This is a genomic window from Xanthomonas sp. JL1, from assembly GCF_038405005.1.
Genome location: NZ_JBBYGR010000002.1, coordinates 16,708 through 33,556, shown reverse-complemented (window position 1 = coordinate 33,556; position 16,849 = coordinate 16,708). Strand labels below are relative to the sequence as shown.

Below are 16,849 nucleotides of genomic sequence, written 5' to 3'. Positions count from 1 at the left end.
ACTTCCCCGTACTGTTCAAAACGCACTTCCAGTGACCTATTCAACACAGCTCTCCCACGCGGCCTGAAGGTCTTCCAATAGTGGCACAAAGATACGATTATTTGTAACACAGTGGAATTAGTGCGCCGATGCCGTCTTTGGGCTGGTTCAACGGCCCGGTCACGAATAGATCGACGCCGGTGTCGGTGCGGAACAGGCAGGGCACATGAAAGGTCAGCACGCCATAGCCGAAGTGGCTGATCGCCGGTGCATGCGTGTCTGCGTCGGCAGTGATGGTGATCGCTGCCAGCGCATCGCTGCCGTCCCAGCTGGCCTCGAAACCGGACTGGCACAGCAGCTTCCAGCCATGCGCATTGGCGATCGCCAGCGGCAGGCAGCGATACGCGTAGCGTTGGTCGGTGGCGTCCATCCACGCGCGCTCATGCGGGGCAGGGCGGATGTCCAGCGTGTGGCCGTCCAGAACGTGGGCGATGAGCTTCATGTGCGGGCGATCGGTGAAGAACGGGCCAGCGATGATAGCTGCGCGCATGTTCAGCGGAACGACTTGTCTCCCCGGCGCGCGGGCCCCATCCTGACCACATGACCGATAACGCTCTCACTTTGGCCGAAACCCGGCTGCTGCTTCCTTCCGGCCTGGATGCCGGCCATCTCGACCGCACCTTCGGCGCCCTGCTGGGGCCGGGCATCGACTTCGGCGATCTGTATTTCCAGCATTCGCGGCGCGAGAGCTGGAGCGTGGAAGACGGCATCGTCAAGGACGGGACGCATTCCATCGAGCAAGGCGTCGGCGTGCGCGCGATCGCCGGCGAGAAAACCGGCTTCGCCTATTCCGACGACATCCACCGCGATGCGCTACTCGAAGCGGCGCACTCCGCGCGCGCGATCTCGCGTGAGGGCGGGGCGCAATCCACCCGTTCGCTGGTGCGCGGCAGTGGCCGCGCGCTGTATCCAGCCACCGATCCGGTCGACGACATGGACAGCGCCACCAAGGTGGACCTGCTGCGCCGGATCGACCAGTTTCTGCGCGCTGCCGACCCGCGAGTCAAACAGGTGATGGTGAGCCTGTCCGGCGGCGTGGACACGGTACTGATCGCCCGCAGCGACGGCGTGCTGGCGGCCGACGTGCGCCCGCTGGTGCGCTTGAACGTGCAGGTGATCGTCGAACAGGGCGGCCGCCGCGAATCCGGCTATTCCGGCGGCGGCGGACGCTATGGCTATGCCGAACTGTTTGCCGACGGCCGCCCGGAAGGTTTCGCGCGCGAAGCGCTGCGCCAGGCGTTGGTGAATCTGGACGCGATCCCCGCGCCGGCCGGCGTGATGCCGGTGGTGCTCGGCCCGGGCTGGCCCGGCGTGCTGTTGCACGAGGCGGTGGGCCATGGTCTGGAAGGCGACTTCAATCGCAAGGGCACCAGCGTCTACGCCGGACGCATGGGCGAGCGCGTGGCATCGCCGGGCGTGACCATCGTCGATGACGGCACCCTGGACGGCCGTCGTGGCTCGCTCAACATCGACGACGAAGGCACACCCAGCCAGTGCACCACGCTGATCGAAGACGGCGTGCTGGTGGGCTACATGCAGGACACCCACAACGCGCGCCTGATGGGCGTGGCGCCCACCGGCAACGGTCGCCGCGAATCGTTCGCGCACCTGACCATGCCGCGCATGACCAATACCTACATGCGCGCCGGCCAGCACCACCCGGAAGAGATGATCCGCGCGGTCAAGAAGGGCATCTACGCGGTGAACTTCGGCGGCGGCCAGGTCGATATCACCAGCGGCAAGTACGTGTTCTCGGCCACCGAGGCCTACCTGATCGAAGACGGCCAGGTCACCGCGCCGGTCAAGGGCGCCACGTTGATCGGCAACGGCCCGGAGACCATGCAGAAGGTGCGGATGATCGGCAACGACCTGGCCTTGGACGAAGGCGTGGGCGTGTGCGGCAAGGACGGGCAGAGCGTGCCGGTTGGCGTCGGCCAGCCGTCGCTGTTGATCGACGGCATTACCGTTGGCGGAACGCAGGCCTGAGATGCGGGGATTCGGGAATCGGGATTTGGGATTCGCAATGGCAGGAGCGCAGAGCGGGGTTTCTGGCTTTTGCGATGCAGCGGTCCCAATGTGCTTGCGGCATCGGGATTTGGAGGTCGTCGCAGCGGGAGTTCGTTGCCGTGTGTCTGGCGCCTGCGGCACATCGACCTCGACGCGTCGCGGTAGGAATTGGCGGTGGAGGTCGGGCCGGTCGGCGATCACTGCCGGGCTGCTGTGTCGCTGCTTCCGCGACGCCTTACTCGTCGTCTTCCAACGCCGATTCGCCGTCTTCCAATCCCGAATCACCACTCTCCAATCCCTGCTCTTGAGACAGGTCGCGCAGCACCTGGAACAGTTCGCGGTAGGCGCGCGGGGGCTTGTTCTTGGCGCGTTCGTGGATTGCGTTACGCACCAGCTGACGCAGTTGCTGGCGGTCGGCGGCCGGGTAGGCTTCCAGCAGTTCGGCCAGCGCCACGTCGCCGTCGGCGAGCAGGCGTTCGCGCCAGCGCTCGACCCGGTGGATCGCCGCCACTTCGCGGCGCGCGGTGTCGCTGTTGGCGTCCAGCGCGTCGCGGATCGCTGCCAGGGTCTCGTCGTCCTCGCGGCGCATGTGCTTGGCCAGAAACGCCAGTTGCCGCTTGTGCGCGATATGCGAGGTGATGCGCTTGCTCTCTTCGATATGCTGGATCAGCGACTCGGGCACCGGCAACTTGGCCAGCTGCGCCGGGGTCAGCGCGACCAGCTTCTCGCCCAGGTCGAAAATCTCCAGCGCTTCGCGCCGCTGCTGGCTACGGCTGGCGCCGCGAAATTCACCGGTGTCTTCATCGCGTCCGCGCATTGCCCCTACATCCCGAAACTTGGTTGATAAACATCTCCGGCCTTGAACGACCGGGCGTCGGCGGAACACTCCGCACCGAATTCAAACACTCCGGCCAAGGATGGCCGGGCTTCGCGGACGGATCCGCGTTCTCAAGGATAAAGCATTGAACGCACTCTCCTCTGAAATCCGTGTCACCGACGACAGCCTGCAGCGCCTGGACGCGCTCACCGACATCTCGCAGCGCCTGCTTGAGCGCGCACGCGCGGCCGGCGCCACCCAGGCCGAAGTCAGCTGCAGCGAAGAGCGCGGCCTGGACGTCAATGTGCGGCTGGGCGATGTGGAGACGGTCGAATCCACCCGCGACCGCGGCATTGCGGTGACGGTCTACTTCGGCAAGCGCAAGGGCAGTGCCAGCACTGCGGATTTGCAGGATTCCAGCCTGGAATCCACCGTGGCGCAGGCCTGCGCGATCGCCCGTTTCACCGAAGACGACGCCGCCAGCGGCCTGGCTGATGCGGAGCTGATGGCGCGCGAGTTCCCCGAGCTGGACAGCTGGCACCCATGGGCGCTGGACGCGGACACCGCCGTGGATCTGGCGCTGGCCTGCGAAACCGCCGGCCGCGACGCCGACGCGCGCATCAGCAATTCCGATGGCGCCTCGGCGAGCACCGGGCTCAGTCTGTCGGTGTACGCCAATTCGCACGGGTTCATCGGCCGCGAGCGCGGCACCCACCATTCGATCAGTTGCGCGCTGATTGCCGGGCAGGGCGATGGCATGCAGCGCGACGGCTGGTACAGCAGCGCACTGGCGCGCGAAGATCTGGAAGCACCGGATGCGATCGGCCGCCATGCCGCCGAGCGCACTCTGGCGCGTTTGCAGCCGCGTTCGCTGCCCACCGGCCAATTGCCGGTGCTGTTCGCACCGGACGTGGCGCGCTCGCTGGTCGGCCATCTGCTTGGTGCGGTCTCCGGTGGCGCGCTGTATCGCCGCGCCAGCTTCCTGCTCGACAGCGTGGGCACCAAGCTGTTTCCAGACTGGTTCAACATCGAGGAGCTGCCGCATTTGCGCCGTGGCCTGCGCTCTGCCGCATTCGATGGCGAAGGCGTGGCGACGCGGCGTTCGGCATTGATCACCGACGGCGTGCTGCAGCGTTATGTGCTGGGCAGTTATTCGGCACGCAAGCTGGGCCTGCAGACCACCGCCAATGCCGGTGGCGTGCATAACCTGCAGGTCACTGCCAACGCAGGCGATCTGGCATCGATGATTGCCGGCATGTCGCGCGGCCTGCTGGTCACCGAACTGATGGGCAATGGCGTCAATCCCGTCACCGGCGATTACTCGCGCGGCGCCGGCGGTTTCTGGATCGAAAACGGCGTGATCGCCTACCCGGTCGATGGCCTGACCATCGCCGGCAATCTGCGTGACATGTTTGCCGGCATCGAAGCGGTGGGCAGCGATGTCGACCCGCGTTCGCACGTCAAGATTGGCTCGGTGCTCGTAGGCAAGATGACCGTGGCCGGCAACGAGTGAACGAACCAACGCCTGAAGGTCCATTCGCGCACGACGAGGGCACAGGCCACGGCACGACCGACAGCCCTGCCTCCATCGAGGAGCGCACGCTTGCGGCGGTTGCGCATCTTTCGCTGTGGATCGGCCTGTTCGTCGCGGGCGCTGTCAACATGGGCTTCGCGCCAGGGTGGTGGCTGTTGCTTTGGCTGCTGCCCGGAGCGATATGGATGGCCATGCGGGATACGCTGCCGTTCGCTGCGGAGCACGCCCGGCAGGCCATGCTGCTGGGCGGTGGGCTTTCCACATCGACATGCTGTTGCTGGCGCCTACGTTGGTGATCTTTGGCGCCGGAATAGTGTTAGGGGCGATCCTGAAACCGGCGTTGCTGGTAGCAATGGTGTTGTCTTTACGTGCCGCGATAAAGGCGGCGTGCGGTGAGCGCTATCGCTATCCACTGCATTATGGCGGTGCCGCGATACCGCCACTGCTGTGCGCGTGACGGCGACGCATGGTGGCGCAGGCTTTGCAGCCATGTCACCGGTTAGATGCCCTGTCTTTCCGCACTGGTGGCTGGCTGAATCGTTGCTATAGTCCGCCGCACCACAACCATGCATGGGCACACATGATGAGCGAATTCGAATCGCACGCCGCACCGCCACCGCCGCCGGTCGGTACCAGCACACCGTCGGAGGAGCGCACCCTGGCGCTGGCTGCCCATTTGCTTGGCATCGTTAGTTGTTTCATCGGCGCGTTAGTGATCTGGCTGATCAGCAAAGACGCCAGCCCGTCCCAACCCTTTGCCACCGATCAAGCCAAGGAAGCATTGAATTTCCAGATCACGGTGACGCTAGCCATGATCGCGGCTGTCATTTTGGCTGTGGTGACGCTTGGTGCGCTGGCCTTCCTGCTCACTCTGGTTTGGATTGCCAGCCAGGTGTTCTGCATCGTTGCCGCCGTCAAGGCCAACAACGGCGAGTACTACCGCTATCCGTTCGCGCTGCGCCTGATCAAGTAATCGGCGCGGTGCGAAACACAAAGGCCCGGCATCGCTGCCGGGCCTTTGTCGTTTCAGACGATGATGCGCTCAGTTCTGCGCTTGGGTGTTTTCGGCAAAGTACTCGTGGCTGTCGGCATTGGTGATCGCCTGGGCCGGATTGCTTTGGGCAAGGCTGCGTGCGCCGGACTGGCCGTAGACGCGGTCCTGAGTGCCGGCCACCACGGTGAAGTGGCTGGTCTCGTGCACCAAGGTGACGGCCTTGGAGTCGGTGCCGGTGGTCGATGCACTCCAGAACGCGCCGCAGACATGGATCTCGTACGGCTGGTTCGGATTGACATAGGTGTCGCATACGCATCCGCCAGATTCGCTTCGCAGCTGCAGTTGATCCTCAGCTGGCCGTTGTTCTGGTCCAGCGCGTTGTCGATGTTGACGAAGTTGGAGCTGACCCGGCTATAGCGTAAGGCGTTATAGGTGCCGAACCAGGTGGTGTAGCGCGCACCGGTGCTGCCGGCGTTGAGGTAGTTGCGCGCGGCAGTCACCGCAGTGCCTGCCTGGCTGGTGCGGGTGGTGCTGCAGTTGAGGTAGTTGATGCCGTTGACCACGGCGGTCGGGCCGACGCTGAGCTGGCGCTGCACGCCACGGCGTGCGCCGTCCAGCCACACGGTGATCGGGGTGCTGGTGGCCACGGCCGGCTCGCCGTTGGCGGCCTTCATCAGGCTACCGTCGGAAAAGGAGGCGTACTGCAGCACCGAGCGCACCTGGATGGTGTAGTTGCCGCTGGTAGACAGATCGTAGGCGCCGGCCAGATCGACCTCGCCCTTCGCACTTTGGCCCGGCTGCAGGATGGTGAAGTCGGTCGCCTTGGGCAGGCCGCGCTTGACAAGGCGCCCGATGTAGTCCACCGGCTTGCCGTCGCGGCTCACTTCCAGAATGCCGTTGTCCAGCGACTTCAGTGGCAGCTGATAGGTCGGCACGCGTGCGACCTGGCTGCTGTTGTTGGTGACGGTGACGGCGATCTTGCCTTGATGGCGGCCAGCCTGGTCGGCCACGGGCGACAGTTCGATGGTCAACGCAACTGGGCCGCGCACGGACTGCGCCTGCGCCGATCCGAGTACGCCAACAACGGCCAGCGTGCCTGCTGCAAACGATGCGGGAAAAACGTTCTTCACCAGTGATTCTCCGACTGATCGGGGGACCTGATTAGCCCCGACTTTCAGCAACAGCACCTCCGCGCTTATCGCTAAACCGGCCCAATGCCAGGCCGCCATGGGGTCCTGGCTGAAAGAACTTCGCACCGGCTCCTCGCATCAGCAGCGCCAAGATCAGACATCATGGAACACATCGGTAAAACGAAGCTATTTGCAGGACTGCAACAAAAATCCAGCTGAGGGTCAGGGCTAATCAGGTCGGGGGATGTCCGCGGATGCGGACAATCCGAATCTAGGCAGAACAAAGCAGACGCGACAAGTCGTTTCATTGGGTATATTTTTGGCCTTGATTTGATTCTGAGCATTACTGAAATGTATAATTTTCCGATAATCCAGCATTAAAGTATGCAGTCCGTCACTTGTCGGCGGTTCGCGCGTGTCAGTTGCCGACACAAACGCAAGCAAGAAAAGTTCCGATATGTGATCAAGTTCTCTGGCTGGAAAATCCCCCTGCAGGCGTTGACCGTGCGCTGGCGCATGGAGTGCGCAGATCGTGCCCTGCGCGGCCGGTGTTATGTCACGCATGGCCGATATGTGGCCATACGGGAGACGGAATGCCATGGAGTCTAATTGGACGCCGAAGATCGATTCGGGTCTTGGCCGCAGCCGCTCACTGCGGCGTGTAGCCGCATTGCCAACTGCGCCTAGTGCGCACGGTCCACCGCAAACCGGCCTAAGCTGGCCAATGTCTCGCCGGGTTGCCCGTAGGGCTGCAGCACGTCATGCATGCGCGTGGCCAGCTCGGCCAACTTCGCCTTGGCGCCGTCCATTCCGAGCAAGGCGGGGTAGGTGGATTTGGATTGCGCCGCGTCCTTGCCAGCGGTCTTGCCCAACTGCGCCGAGCTCGATTCCACGTCCAGGATGTCGTCGCGCACCTGGAAGGCCAAGCCAAGCGCGTCGGCAAATTCGTCCAGACGTTGCTGGTCGGCCGTTGCAGCGCCGCCGGTGAGCGCGCCCATATGCACCGATGCACGGATCAACGCGCCGGTCTTGAGCGCATGCATGCGTTGCAGGTCCTGCAAGGGCTGCAGTTGCCCGGTCGCATCGATATCCAATGCCTGGCCGCCGCACATGCCGGCCGCGCCCGCAGCCGTTGCCAGACTCTGCATCCAGCCCACGCGCAGTTCGGCGCTGGCAGAGGCAGCGGCCAGTAATTCGAAGGCGCGTGTCTGCAAGGCATCGCCGGCGAGAATGGCGGTGGCTTCGTCGAAGGCGATATGCACCGTGGGCTGGCCGCGGCGCAGCGCGTCGTCGTCCATCGCCGGTAAGTCGTCGTGCACCAGCGAATAGGTGTGGATCAGTTCCACCGCCACCGCGGGCGTGTCGAGCTGATCTTCAGCCGCGCCGAACAGTGCGCCGCTTGCATAGACCAGCAGCGGACGCATGCGCTTGCCACCGCCCAGCACCGCGTGGCGCATCGCTGCATGCAAGCGATGCGGCGCACACGTGGCGCTCGGCAAGCCGGCTTCCAGGTTGCGTTCGGTACGGGCGATCCAGTGGTCGAACAGCGCCGAACTCACCTCAGCCGTCCAGCGACGGCGGTTCGAAGGCTTGGGCAAGCTCGGGGCGGGCAGGGTCGGTCAACAGGCGCACGCGCAGTTCTGCCTGTTCCAGCGCCTGCTGGCAATCGCGGTACAACCCGATGCCGCGCTCATAGGCCGTGAGCGATTGCTCCAGGCTCAGATCGCCGACTTCCATCTTCTGCACCAGTTGCTCGAGTTCTTCCAGCGACTGTTCGAAGCGGGCAACCGGGGACGTTTCGTTCAAGGACTTCTTGGCCATCGCTAAAGTGTGCGGCGCGCGCGCAGGCGGGTCAATTCGCATCGGCAGCTGCGCACCATTGCAGCGCTGCGGCGTTTGCTTGCAACCATGCGTCCAAACTGCCGGAAATGATGCGATCGCCGGCGGCAAGCACCTGCGTGCCTTCCCACAGGATCGGTAGGCGCGCGCGTTCCCATGGCGGCAGGTCCAGCGCCTGCAGCAGATGTTTGAGTTGATGCGCATGCGTGCGCTGCGGCAACACGATGCGCTCGCCGCCCCGGCGCGCGCGCGCCAGCAGCGGTTGCGCAAAACGCAGGCCGGTTGCGCCCAGCAACCGCAACTGCGCACCATCGGGCAATTGCAACGGCGCTGCGCCATCCCAAGCGGCTTGCCAGTCTGTTGGCCAGGCTGCAGCGGGGCGATGTAGAAACAGGCGCTGGCGCCAACGGCGTACTTCCACCTGCTGCCACGCGAAGCACGCCTGCCGATCTGCGGCGTGATTGTCGATTTCGCGTTCCAGTGCGGCCACGCCTTGCGCCGGCAGCGGCGGTGCATGCGCAGCGCTCACCCACGCGCGCAGCAGCCGTGCCCTTCGCTCGATAGGCTGCGCACGCAACGCGTGCAGATCCAGCGCGCCGCTTGCGGTACGCACGCTTGGCAATAACGCCATGTCCTGCTGCAGCAGTAATGCGCTGGCATCGGCGCTCAGTTGCGCACTGCGCGCCAACGCATCGGCTGCTTGCGGCCAGCGTTGCTGCAGCAACGGCAAGACCTGGCTGCGCAGGAAATTGCGGTCGTGGCGTGGGTCGGCATTGCTGGGATCTTCGATCCAGCGCACCTCTTGCGCGAGCGCATAGGCGAGCAGATCGGCGCGGGAATGCGCCAGCAACGGGCGCCACAGCGTGCCGTCGGCGAACGGACGCTGCGGGCGCATCGCTGCCAGCCCTTCCGGGCCAGAGGCGCGCAGCGCACGCAGCAGAAATGTTTCAGCCTGATCGTCGCGATGGTGCGCCAGCGTCAGCCACTCGCCAGCGGCAAGGGTGTGCGCGAATGCAATATGGCGCGCGTTGCGTGCTGCAGCTTCCAGGCCGAGGCCGCTATCGCGCTCGACCTGCACCCGCACGATCTGCAACGGCACCTGCAGCGCATCGCAGCTGCGCTGGCAATGCGCGGCCCAGGCGTCGGCATCGGCATGCAACCCGTGATGCACATGCAGCGCGCGCAATCCTGCTTGGCGGTAGCGCGGCGTTGCCGCCAGCAACTGCAGCAGCGCGCTGGAATCCATCCCGCCGCTGTAGGCCAGCAGCACCGGGCCGGGCGGGATGGCAGGCAGCCGTAGCGGGGTGTCGGTCAGCACAAGCGCGATCCTGCGGCCAATACTGCGCGCGCATCAGCGCTTGACCGCAGCCTCGAAGGTGGTCGGCTTGGGCAACTCCACCGGCACGCCGGCGGCATCGCAGGTGCCCGCCTTGCACAGGTGCGCGCGCAGGCGCGGGGTCGCCTGGACGATGACGTGGTAGATCACGTTCTCCTCTAAGGTGCCGCGGAACGCGGCGCTGCCGGGGCCGGTGGCCCAGATGCCGACATCTTCGCCGCCGTGGCTTTCGGATTTGGTCGGCACCAGCGCTTCCTGCATGTAGCTGGGCGCTTCGGTGTCGACGTGGGTCAGGTCGGGGCGGCCGGACGCCGGCTCGCTGCTGCTGGGTTCATGCGGATACTTCTTGGGGCCGGCCGGCTGCGCGTTGCTGGCACCGGTGTAACCGGGGCCGTTGGCGTCGCTGAGCGTGGTGTAGGGCTGGCCGGCCAGATCTGTAGCCAGCTGGCTACGGTCGCCTTCTTCGCCGTCGGTACCGTGCACCTTGCCCAGGATCTGATTCCCGCGCAACGGGTAGCCGACGAAGTTGAGCGTATGCGAATGGTCGGCGGTGACGATGATCAGCGTGTCCGGCGGCGCGGTCTGCACGGCAACGCGTACGGCATCGGACAGCGACACCGTTTCATCGAGCGCGCGGTAGGCGTTGCCGGCGTGGTTGGCGTGATCGATACGACCGCCTTCGACCATCAGCACGAAGCAATTGGCGTCGCGCGACAGCGACTGGATCGCGGTGCGGGTCATCTCGGTCATGCTGGGCTCGCCCTGCGGGGTGCGGTTGCGGTCGTGATCGAACTGCATGTGGTCAGGTTCGAACAAGCCCAGCAACGCCGGCGCGCCGGCCGCGGCCTTTAACCGCTGTTCGTTCCAGACATAGGCGCCCTGCGGGTGCGCCTGTTTCCACTCGGCGACCAGATCGCGGCCATCCAAGCGCAAGCCCATCTTGTCGTCGTATTCCGGGTCGCGTTCCTGCACGCTCTGGAACTGGCTGCGTCCTCCCCCCAACACCACCTGCGGGCCACGGCCGTAGCGGGCGGTGGAGAGCACTTGCTGGGCGATGTCCTGGCAACCGGCAGCACGCGCCGATTCGGGAAGGTCGGTGTCGTTTTCCCAGTTGCGGTCCGGCGAATGCGCATAGGTTGCCGCTGGCGTGGCATGGGTCAGGCGCGTGGTGGTGACGATGCCGGTGGCCATGCCGGCGCTGTCGGCCAGCTGCAGCCAGCTCAACAGGCCCTTGTTCAAGCTGTCGGCGCAATCGCTGCGGTGACCGCTGCTGACCCCGATCGCCCCCATATGCGACTTCACGCCAGTGGTGATCGCGGTCATGGTGCCGGCCGAATCCGGCGTCTGCGAGTCGGTGTTGTAGGTCTTGCTGAAGGCAGTGGCGGGGAATTGCTCCCACGATAGCAGGTTTTCTTCGCCCGGCCCGCCCTTGCGCTGGCCGTCCAGGATGCGCGCGGCGGCGACCGTGGTCAGGCTCATGCCATCGCCCAGGAACAGGATCACGTTGCGTGCCTTGCCGGCCATGGCGCCATTGCCGGCCGCGTGGGCGGCGCCGGAGCGGTACCACCACTGCGGGGTTTCGCCGGCCGGGTGCGTCACCTGCGGCACCTCTACGCGGACCGACGCCGGTGCGCAGGCGCTGCTCCCGGCGGTGGAGGCGCAGGCGGCGACGCACAGCGTGGTCAGGGCGGCGAGGGCAGGCAGGCGGTAACGCATCGGCATCGAACTCGTGGCTCAATCAATGCCCATTATGCCGCGCTGGGTGGTGTCACACCGATGACACAGCGCTGTTCCAGCTGTGGTCTCGCGGGCGGCGCGGGCCTGGGCTATGGTGCATGCACTCTCCCCCCCGGAAGATTCGACGACATGAAACTGGTTGCGGCCTGGTTGCGCATTCCGTTCTGGCAGCGCGTGGTGGCCGGCTTTGCGCTGGGTGCGATCATCGGTGCGGCCATGGGCCCGGCAGCCGATGTGTGGTTCGGTCCACTCGGCGATCTGTACGTCACCCTGATCAAGATGATCGCGATCCCGCTGGTGTTCTTCGCGGTGATCAATGCGATCTCGTCGTTGCACGGGCAAAAGTCGGTCGCCGCCCTCGGTGGACGCACGTTTTTATGGTTCGTCATCACCGCGGCATTGGCGGTGGGCGTGGGCCTGGCTGTCGGCACGATCATGCAGCCGGGCGCCGGTCATTTCAGTTTGAGTGTGGATTCGGCCTGGAAGCCGCGCGATGTGCCCAACCCGATCCAGGTACTCCTGGACGTGGTGCCGTCCAACCCGTTCTACGCATTGACCGGCATCGGCACCAAGACCAACGCGGCCGGCGCAACGGTGCTGGCGGCGGGGCGTGGGTCGATCCTGCCGGTGATCTTCTTCGCCGGGTTGCTGGGGTTTGCGATGGTCAAGCTCGGCGAGCGTGTGGCCGAGGCGCGCAAGCTCACCGGGCAGATGAGCGACATCATGATCCAGGTCACGCGCTTCGTGCTGGAGATGACCCCGCTCGGGACGTTCGGCCTGATTGCCAGCCTGGTCGGTAGCTACGGTTTTGCGAAACTGCTGCCGTTCGGCAATTTCGTGCTGGCGCTGTATGTGGCCTGCGCGATCCAGATCCTGGTCGTCTATAGCAGTCTGTTGCTCGCACATGGGCTCAACCCGTGGAAGTTCTTCCGCGGTGCCGCGCCCGGCATGCAGGTGGCGTTTGTCAGCTCATCGAGTTTCGCGGCAATGCCCGTGGCGATGCGTTCGATCACGCATAACCTGGGTGTCAGCAAGGACTATGCCGCATTTGCGGTACCGCTGGGCGCCAGCATCAAGATGGATGGCTGCGGCGCAATCTTTCCCGCCTTGTGCGCGGTGTTCATTGCGCAATACACCGGCGTGCCATTGACCGCCAATCAGTATTTCGTGGTGCTGATCGCTTCGGTGCTCGGCAGCTTCGGCACGGCCGGCGTGCCGGGCACTGCGGTGATCATGGCCACGGTGGTGCTGAGTGCCGCCAATCTGCCGCTGGAAGTGATCGGCTACCTGTATGCGATCGATCGCATCCTGGACATGATGCGCACCATGACCAACGTCACCGGACAAATGCTGGTGCCGGTGCTGGTGGCCAAGGAAACCGGACTGCTCGACAAGCGCATCTACGACTCCGCCTCCACCAAATGTGGGACTGGAAGAATCGCCGGCTGACAGCGCCAGGCCAATGCGCTGAGGCGGCTTGATGCGTGCTGGATTTCCCATGCTGCGCGAACGGCTGCAGCAACTGCCCGGGCTAGAGAGCGTCGATGGCGTGTTCGTGCAGCGCGGTTTGGCAGACGACCCGTTCGAGCAGCACTACCTGGAGATCCGGCGCAAGGAGGGCCGGCTGTACACCGATGCGCAGGTGCGCAGCCTGCCGCGTCCGGGCGGAAAACTGGGGCAACGCTGGAATGGCGCGTGCGCGCGCTGTTGAGCAGTTTGCTGGTGCAGCACCTGGGCACGCATGCCGGCGAAGGCGCCATCCTCTAACTCGGTTGCGGCAATGGCTGGCTATCGCACTTGCTGGCGCAGTCGCTGCAACGCGAGGTCTGCGGCATCGATGTCAATAGCACCGAACTTGTCCAGGCCGCACGCGTCTTCGGCCACGAGCTGCGCCTGAGTTTCGTTGCTGCCGACATCCAGACCCTGGCGCTGCCACGCGATGTATTCGACGTCATCCTGCTGCCGGCCTGCGTGCAGTATTTCGCCGACCCTGCCGCATTGATCGTGCGCTTGCTCGCCCAACTGCGCGAGGATGGCGAGCTGCATATTCTCGACAGCCCGCTTTACGCCACGCCGCAACGCTGCCAGGAAAGTGCCGCGCGCAGCCTGCGCTATTTCACCGAGCTGGGCGTTCCGCAACTGGCCGCGCATTACCACCAGCACACCTACGCGACGTTCGATCGCTTTGCCGTGCAGTGGTTGTTCGACCCGCGCCGCTGGAGCGCCCGCGTGCGCAAGACGCTCAGATTGCCGCAGCCGCATTTCCCGTGGCTGCGTCTGCGCAAGCGGGACAATGTCAGGGCGATTGGCAGTTGAGTGCGCGTGTTGGCGTTGTCTGATAATGCGGGGCAGCGTGAGTCAGGCGATCTGATGACGACGCTTCTCAGGCTCGCGCGATGCATTTCAACGCATCCAGCATCTTGGCTGATGGACAGGTATGAGGTGACGCTTGCCGATGTTCGTAGCGCGCTCGCCTCGACCGATACGGTGAGGGCGCTGCAGGTACGCCGAGTCTCCACCCACATGGCACACTTCCAGCTCATCCATTGACGAGGGCGGGCGGTGATTGGCCAACAGCGTGATCTGACATTCCGTTTTCTGGCCGAGCCCAGCGACGTCAACTTCGGCGGCAAGGTGCATGGCGGCGTGGTGATGAAGTGGATCGACCAGGTTGGTTTTGCGGCGGCCAGCGGTTGGAGCGGGCATTACTGCGTCACCGTGGCGGTGGGCGGCATCCGGTTCGTGGCGCCGGTGCGCATCGGCGATCTGGTGGCGGTGTCGGCCAAGCTGGTCTACACCGGCCGCAGCAGCATGCATTTGGCCATCGACGTACGCGCGCGCAGTCCGATGGGCGGCGATTCGCGCCTGTGCACGCATTGCATCATCGTGTTCGTGGCGATGGACCCGGACGGCGTCACTCCGGTCGAAGTGCCGTCCTGGCGGCCCGACACCCCGGAAGATCAACGCCTGGCCGACTACGCGCTCAAGGTGATGGAGTTGAGCAAGGGCATCGAGGACACCATGGCCCATTACAGGGCAGATACCTCGGGGTAACCGGCGCCACGGCGCAGGTAGGTCATCTGCCCGATGGCAGGCGATGTGCTGAAGGCAGAGTAGCGCCCGGCTCGCTTGTCCCTCAAGCCGGTATGCGCGAGCACATGCCGCGCAGCGTGCACATTGAAGTAGCCACCCCGCACCGCGCAACAAAAAAGGCCGCGAGATCATCGCGGCCTTTCATGACGGAGGCGAAGCAACCGGGTGTTACAGCACCCGACGCGCTTGGATGAACTTCTCGCTCCAGTAGCCGCTCGCCAGCGAATCCACGCGCACGTCCTTGCCGCGGCTGGGCGCGTGCAGGAACTTGCCGTCGCCGACCACCAGGCCGACATGGTCGATACGACCGCGCTTGCCGAAGAACACCAGGTCGCCAGCCTTCAGCGCGCTTGGGTCCTTGATCAGTTCGGCCGATTCGTCGCGGGCGATGTCGCGCGAGACGCGCGGCAGATCAATGCCGAGCGCAGTCTTGAACACATAGCCGACCAAGCCGCTGCAATCGAACCCTTCGGTGGACTCGCCGCCCCAGACATACGGAGTGCCGAGCAGGGCCATGGCGCGCTGCAGGATCACCTGCACGCGGCTGTCGGCCACGGCGTTCTGTGCAGCATTGGCTGCGCTCTGCGACACGTCGTAATTGGCAAGCAGGCGGCTGAGATCGCCGGCGAACATTGCCGAGCGGTCCATCAGCGGAATGGCGTCGTTTGCAGCCAGGTGCGGAAGCAGGGCGGCCAGCGTTGCAGTGGCAGCGGCATCGGCGCGGCTGCGGGTTGCGGCTTTCTCGGCGGCGACGGTGCTGTCAGGCGTGGTCGTCTGCGGAGCGGATGGCGTACTGCTGGCGGTCTGCGCGAATGCGGGAAGTGCTGAAATCAAGAGAGCGGTGGCGCATAGCAGGCGGAGCGGTTTCCGGGGCGGAAGCGGTGCGGCGCCAGTTGTGGTCTGTTCGTCGTTCGTCACGCGGGAATCACAGTTCTGCTGTGGATGCGCGATAATGCCCTGGTGAAAGAATCGTTACGTTCAAAAAAAGTTAAATTTCCGTTTTATGACTTATGATGAAAGTGACATTTCAGTGCAAAACCCGCTTTGAACCTGAATAGTGGTCGCGCCAGTAAGCTCCATCAAGAAAATCCAAGCGGACCGTACCGCCGGTGGTGGGGGCATGGACGAAGCGACCTTCACCGACATAAATGCCGACGTGGGTCACGCTGCCGCCGGAGCCGAAAAACACCAGATCGCCGGTGGCAAGCCGCTCTGGCGGGATGCGTGGGCCCTGGATCGCGGCCAGTTCGCGCGAGGTGCGTGGCAGTGCCAGCACATCCTTGTACACATAGGTCACCAGCCCGCTGCAGTCGAAGCCGGTCTCTGGCGTATTGCCGCCGAAGCGGTACGGCGTGCCCACCAGCCCCAACGCGCGCATCAGGATGTTGTTGGCGGCGGCCGGGTCGGCCGGTGGGACCTGCGGCCACACGCGCGCTGCCGGGGGCTGTGCGGCTGGACGCCGGACCGGCGCTTGCGACGAACAACCGCCCAGGAGCAGCAGGACCAGCAACAGGCTGGCCGCGACGCGTCGGGGGCGAGCGGCGAAAACTGGCGTCATGTGCATGGAGCCGGGATAATGGCCGGTTCGGAAGGTCGCCATGATGGCGGCGCACCCGGCGGCCGACAAGCCGTCCACCACCCTCTGCCACCGGGCAGCCTCATTCAGAGCTACGCATGAAGATCGAAAAAGACAGCGTCGTCCGCTTCCACTACACCGTTTCCGAGATCGGCCAGGAGCCGATCGAGAGCTCCAAGGAGCGTGACCCGTTGGCGATCATGATCGGCCACGGCAACATCATCCCGGGCCTGGAAGCGGCCATGATGGACAAGGAAGCCGGCGAGAGCTTCGGCGTGGACGTCAAGGCCACCGACGCCTATGGCGAATACCGCGAAGGCCTGGGCCAGCGCGTGCCCAAGAAGCATTTCGGCGCCACCAAGCTGGTGCCCGGCACCCAGGTGGTACTGCAGACCAACTTCGGCCCGCGTGCGGTCACCGTGCAGAAGGTCGGCATGAGCGTGGTCGATGTGGACCTCAATCACCCGATGGCCGGCAAGGATCTGCATTTCGACGTGGAAATCGTCGAGGTGCGTGAAGCCACCGCCGAAGAGCGTGACCATGGCCATGTGCACGGCGATGGCAGTCATCACTACTAAGATCGGGCGGGCATCCGGTTGCGCGGTGTTCGGGTCAGCGGTGCGCGCGTGCGCAGCTGTCGCATGCCGGTCTTGGGGCGCTGCGATGTTGCCAACGCCCCACGCGCCAGTCGGCTCGCCGCGTATGGGGCAGAGCGTGTGCGATTGCTGTTCCTGACGGCCCGCCCCC

Annotated in this window: 13 protein-coding genes and 4 pseudogenes; 8 read left to right on the top strand and 9 right to left on the bottom strand. The window is 64.9% G+C overall.

Going from position 1 to position 16,849, the window contains the following annotated elements; genetic code table 11:
- Positions 1–118: 118 nt before the first annotated feature.
- Positions 119–481 (bottom strand): annotated as a pseudogene (locus tag WJW29_RS00340) (DUF6065 family protein); the annotation flags it as partial.
- A gap of 98 nt (positions 482–579) precedes the next feature.
- On the opposite strand from WJW29_RS00340, the gene tldD reads away from it, so the two are divergent.
- Positions 580–2,025, top strand: a complete 1,446-nt coding sequence (gene tldD, locus WJW29_RS00335) for a metalloprotease TldD (RefSeq protein WP_011259808.1) — start codon at positions 580–582, stop codon at positions 2,023–2,025.
- A gap of 256 nt (positions 2,026–2,281) precedes the next feature.
- Here tldD and yjgA read toward each other — a convergent pair whose 3' ends face one another.
- Entirely contained in the window at positions 2,282–2,863 is a 582-nt protein-coding gene (gene yjgA / locus WJW29_RS00330; RefSeq protein WP_011259807.1) for a ribosome biogenesis factor YjgA, read from the bottom strand.
- Positions 2,864–3,008: 145 nt separating this feature from the next.
- Between yjgA and pmbA the strand changes: the two genes are divergently transcribed.
- The 3 genes from pmbA (at position 3,009) to WJW29_RS00315 (ending at position 5,370) form a co-directional block, all read left to right on the top strand.
- Positions 3,009–4,376, top strand: a complete 1,368-nt coding sequence (gene pmbA, locus WJW29_RS00325) for a metalloprotease PmbA (RefSeq protein WP_012445571.1) — start codon at positions 3,009–3,011, stop codon at positions 4,374–4,376.
- Complete coding sequence (locus WJW29_RS00320; protein ID WP_069959944.1) at positions 4,373–4,693, top strand: hypothetical protein; 321 nt, start codon at positions 4,373–4,375, stop codon at positions 4,691–4,693. Before pmbA ends, WJW29_RS00320 begins: the two co-directional genes overlap by 4 nt.
- Before the next feature lie 212 nt (positions 4,694–4,905).
- Positions 4,906–5,370: a DUF4870 domain-containing protein gene (locus WJW29_RS00315; RefSeq protein ID WP_027704198.1), complete on the top strand. Its 465-nt coding sequence runs from the start codon at positions 4,906–4,908 to the stop codon at positions 5,368–5,370.
- Between the two features lie 69 nt (positions 5,371–5,439).
- Here WJW29_RS00315 and WJW29_RS00310 read toward each other — a convergent pair.
- From WJW29_RS00310 to WJW29_RS00290, 5 genes and pseudogenes are all read right to left on the bottom strand, one after another.
- A pseudogene (locus WJW29_RS00310) lies at positions 5,440–6,521 on the bottom strand (M35 family metallo-endopeptidase).
- A gap of 683 nt (positions 6,522–7,204) precedes the next feature.
- The gene (locus WJW29_RS00305; RefSeq protein WP_011259803.1) at positions 7,205–8,080 is read right to left on the bottom strand and encodes a polyprenyl synthetase family protein; all 876 of its coding nucleotides are present in this window, start codon (positions 8,078–8,080) and stop codon (positions 7,205–7,207) included.
- Position 8,081: 1 nt separating this feature from the next.
- Positions 8,082–8,342 (bottom strand): exodeoxyribonuclease VII small subunit, encoded by a 261-nt coding sequence (locus WJW29_RS00300; protein WP_011259802.1) that lies wholly within the window; start codon positions 8,340–8,342, stop codon positions 8,082–8,084.
- Positions 8,343–8,373: 31 nt separating this feature from the next.
- The gene (gene tilS / locus WJW29_RS00295) at positions 8,374–9,678 is read right to left on the bottom strand and encodes a tRNA lysidine(34) synthetase TilS (protein ID WP_011259801.1); all 1,305 of its coding nucleotides are present in this window, start codon (positions 9,676–9,678) and stop codon (positions 8,374–8,376) included.
- A 33-nt stretch (positions 9,679–9,711) separates the two neighbouring features.
- Positions 9,712–11,418 (bottom strand): alkaline phosphatase, encoded by a 1,707-nt coding sequence (locus WJW29_RS00290; RefSeq protein WP_011259800.1) that lies wholly within the window; start codon positions 11,416–11,418, stop codon positions 9,712–9,714.
- A gap of 144 nt (positions 11,419–11,562) precedes the next feature.
- On the opposite strand from WJW29_RS00290, the pseudogene WJW29_RS00285 reads away from it, so the two are divergent.
- The 3 genes and pseudogenes from WJW29_RS00285 to WJW29_RS00275 all read left to right on the top strand — a co-directional run bounded on the left by WJW29_RS00285 (position 11,563) and on the right by WJW29_RS00275 (position 14,487).
- Positions 11,563–12,904: pseudogene (locus tag WJW29_RS00285) on the top strand (dicarboxylate/amino acid:cation symporter).
- A 9-nt stretch (positions 12,905–12,913) separates the two neighbouring features.
- Positions 12,914–13,749: pseudogene (locus WJW29_RS00280) on the top strand (class I SAM-dependent methyltransferase).
- A gap of 246 nt (positions 13,750–13,995) precedes the next feature.
- A complete protein-coding gene (locus tag WJW29_RS00275; protein ID WP_011259797.1) occupies positions 13,996–14,487 on the top strand; it encodes an acyl-CoA thioesterase in 492 nt (163 codons plus the stop codon).
- A 207-nt stretch (positions 14,488–14,694) separates the two neighbouring features.
- Here WJW29_RS00275 and WJW29_RS00270 read toward each other — a convergent pair whose 3' ends face one another.
- Positions 14,695–15,444 (bottom strand): C40 family peptidase, encoded by a 750-nt coding sequence (locus WJW29_RS00270; RefSeq protein WP_011259796.1) that lies wholly within the window; start codon positions 15,442–15,444, stop codon positions 14,695–14,697.
- 109 nt (positions 15,445–15,553) lie between these two features.
- Positions 15,554–16,090 carry a C40 family peptidase gene (locus WJW29_RS00265; RefSeq protein WP_027704197.1) on the bottom strand — a complete coding sequence of 179 codons (537 nt, stop codon included), beginning with the start codon at positions 16,088–16,090 and terminating at the stop codon, positions 15,554–15,556.
- Between the two features lie 110 nt (positions 16,091–16,200).
- On the opposite strand from WJW29_RS00265, the gene WJW29_RS00260 reads away from it, so the two are divergent.
- Positions 16,201–16,680 (top strand): peptidylprolyl isomerase, encoded by a 480-nt coding sequence (locus tag WJW29_RS00260; RefSeq protein WP_011259794.1) that lies wholly within the window; start codon positions 16,201–16,203, stop codon positions 16,678–16,680.
- Positions 16,681–16,849: the final 169 nt, after the last annotated feature.

Bases quoted from the DNA above. Each gene is read 5' to 3' on its own strand.
- tldD (WP_011259808.1), top strand. From the start codon at position 580: ATGACCGATAACGCTCTCACTTTGGCCGAAACCCGGCTGCTGCTTCCT.
- yjgA (WP_011259807.1), bottom strand. From the start codon at position 2,863: ATGCGCGGACGCGATGAAGACACCGGTGAATTTCGCGGCGCCAGCCGT.
- WJW29_RS00300 (WP_011259802.1), bottom strand. From the start codon at position 8,342: ATGGCCAAGAAGTCCTTGAACGAAACGTCCCCGGTTGCCCGCTTCGAA.
- WJW29_RS00290 (WP_011259800.1), bottom strand. From the start codon at position 11,418: ATGCCGATGCGTTACCGCCTGCCTGCCCTCGCCGCCCTGACCACGCTG.
- WJW29_RS00265 (WP_027704197.1), bottom strand. From the start codon at position 16,090: ATGCACATGACGCCAGTTTTCGCCGCTCGCCCCCGACGCGTCGCGGCC.
- WJW29_RS00260 (WP_011259794.1), top strand. From the start codon at position 16,201: ATGAAGATCGAAAAAGACAGCGTCGTCCGCTTCCACTACACCGTTTCC.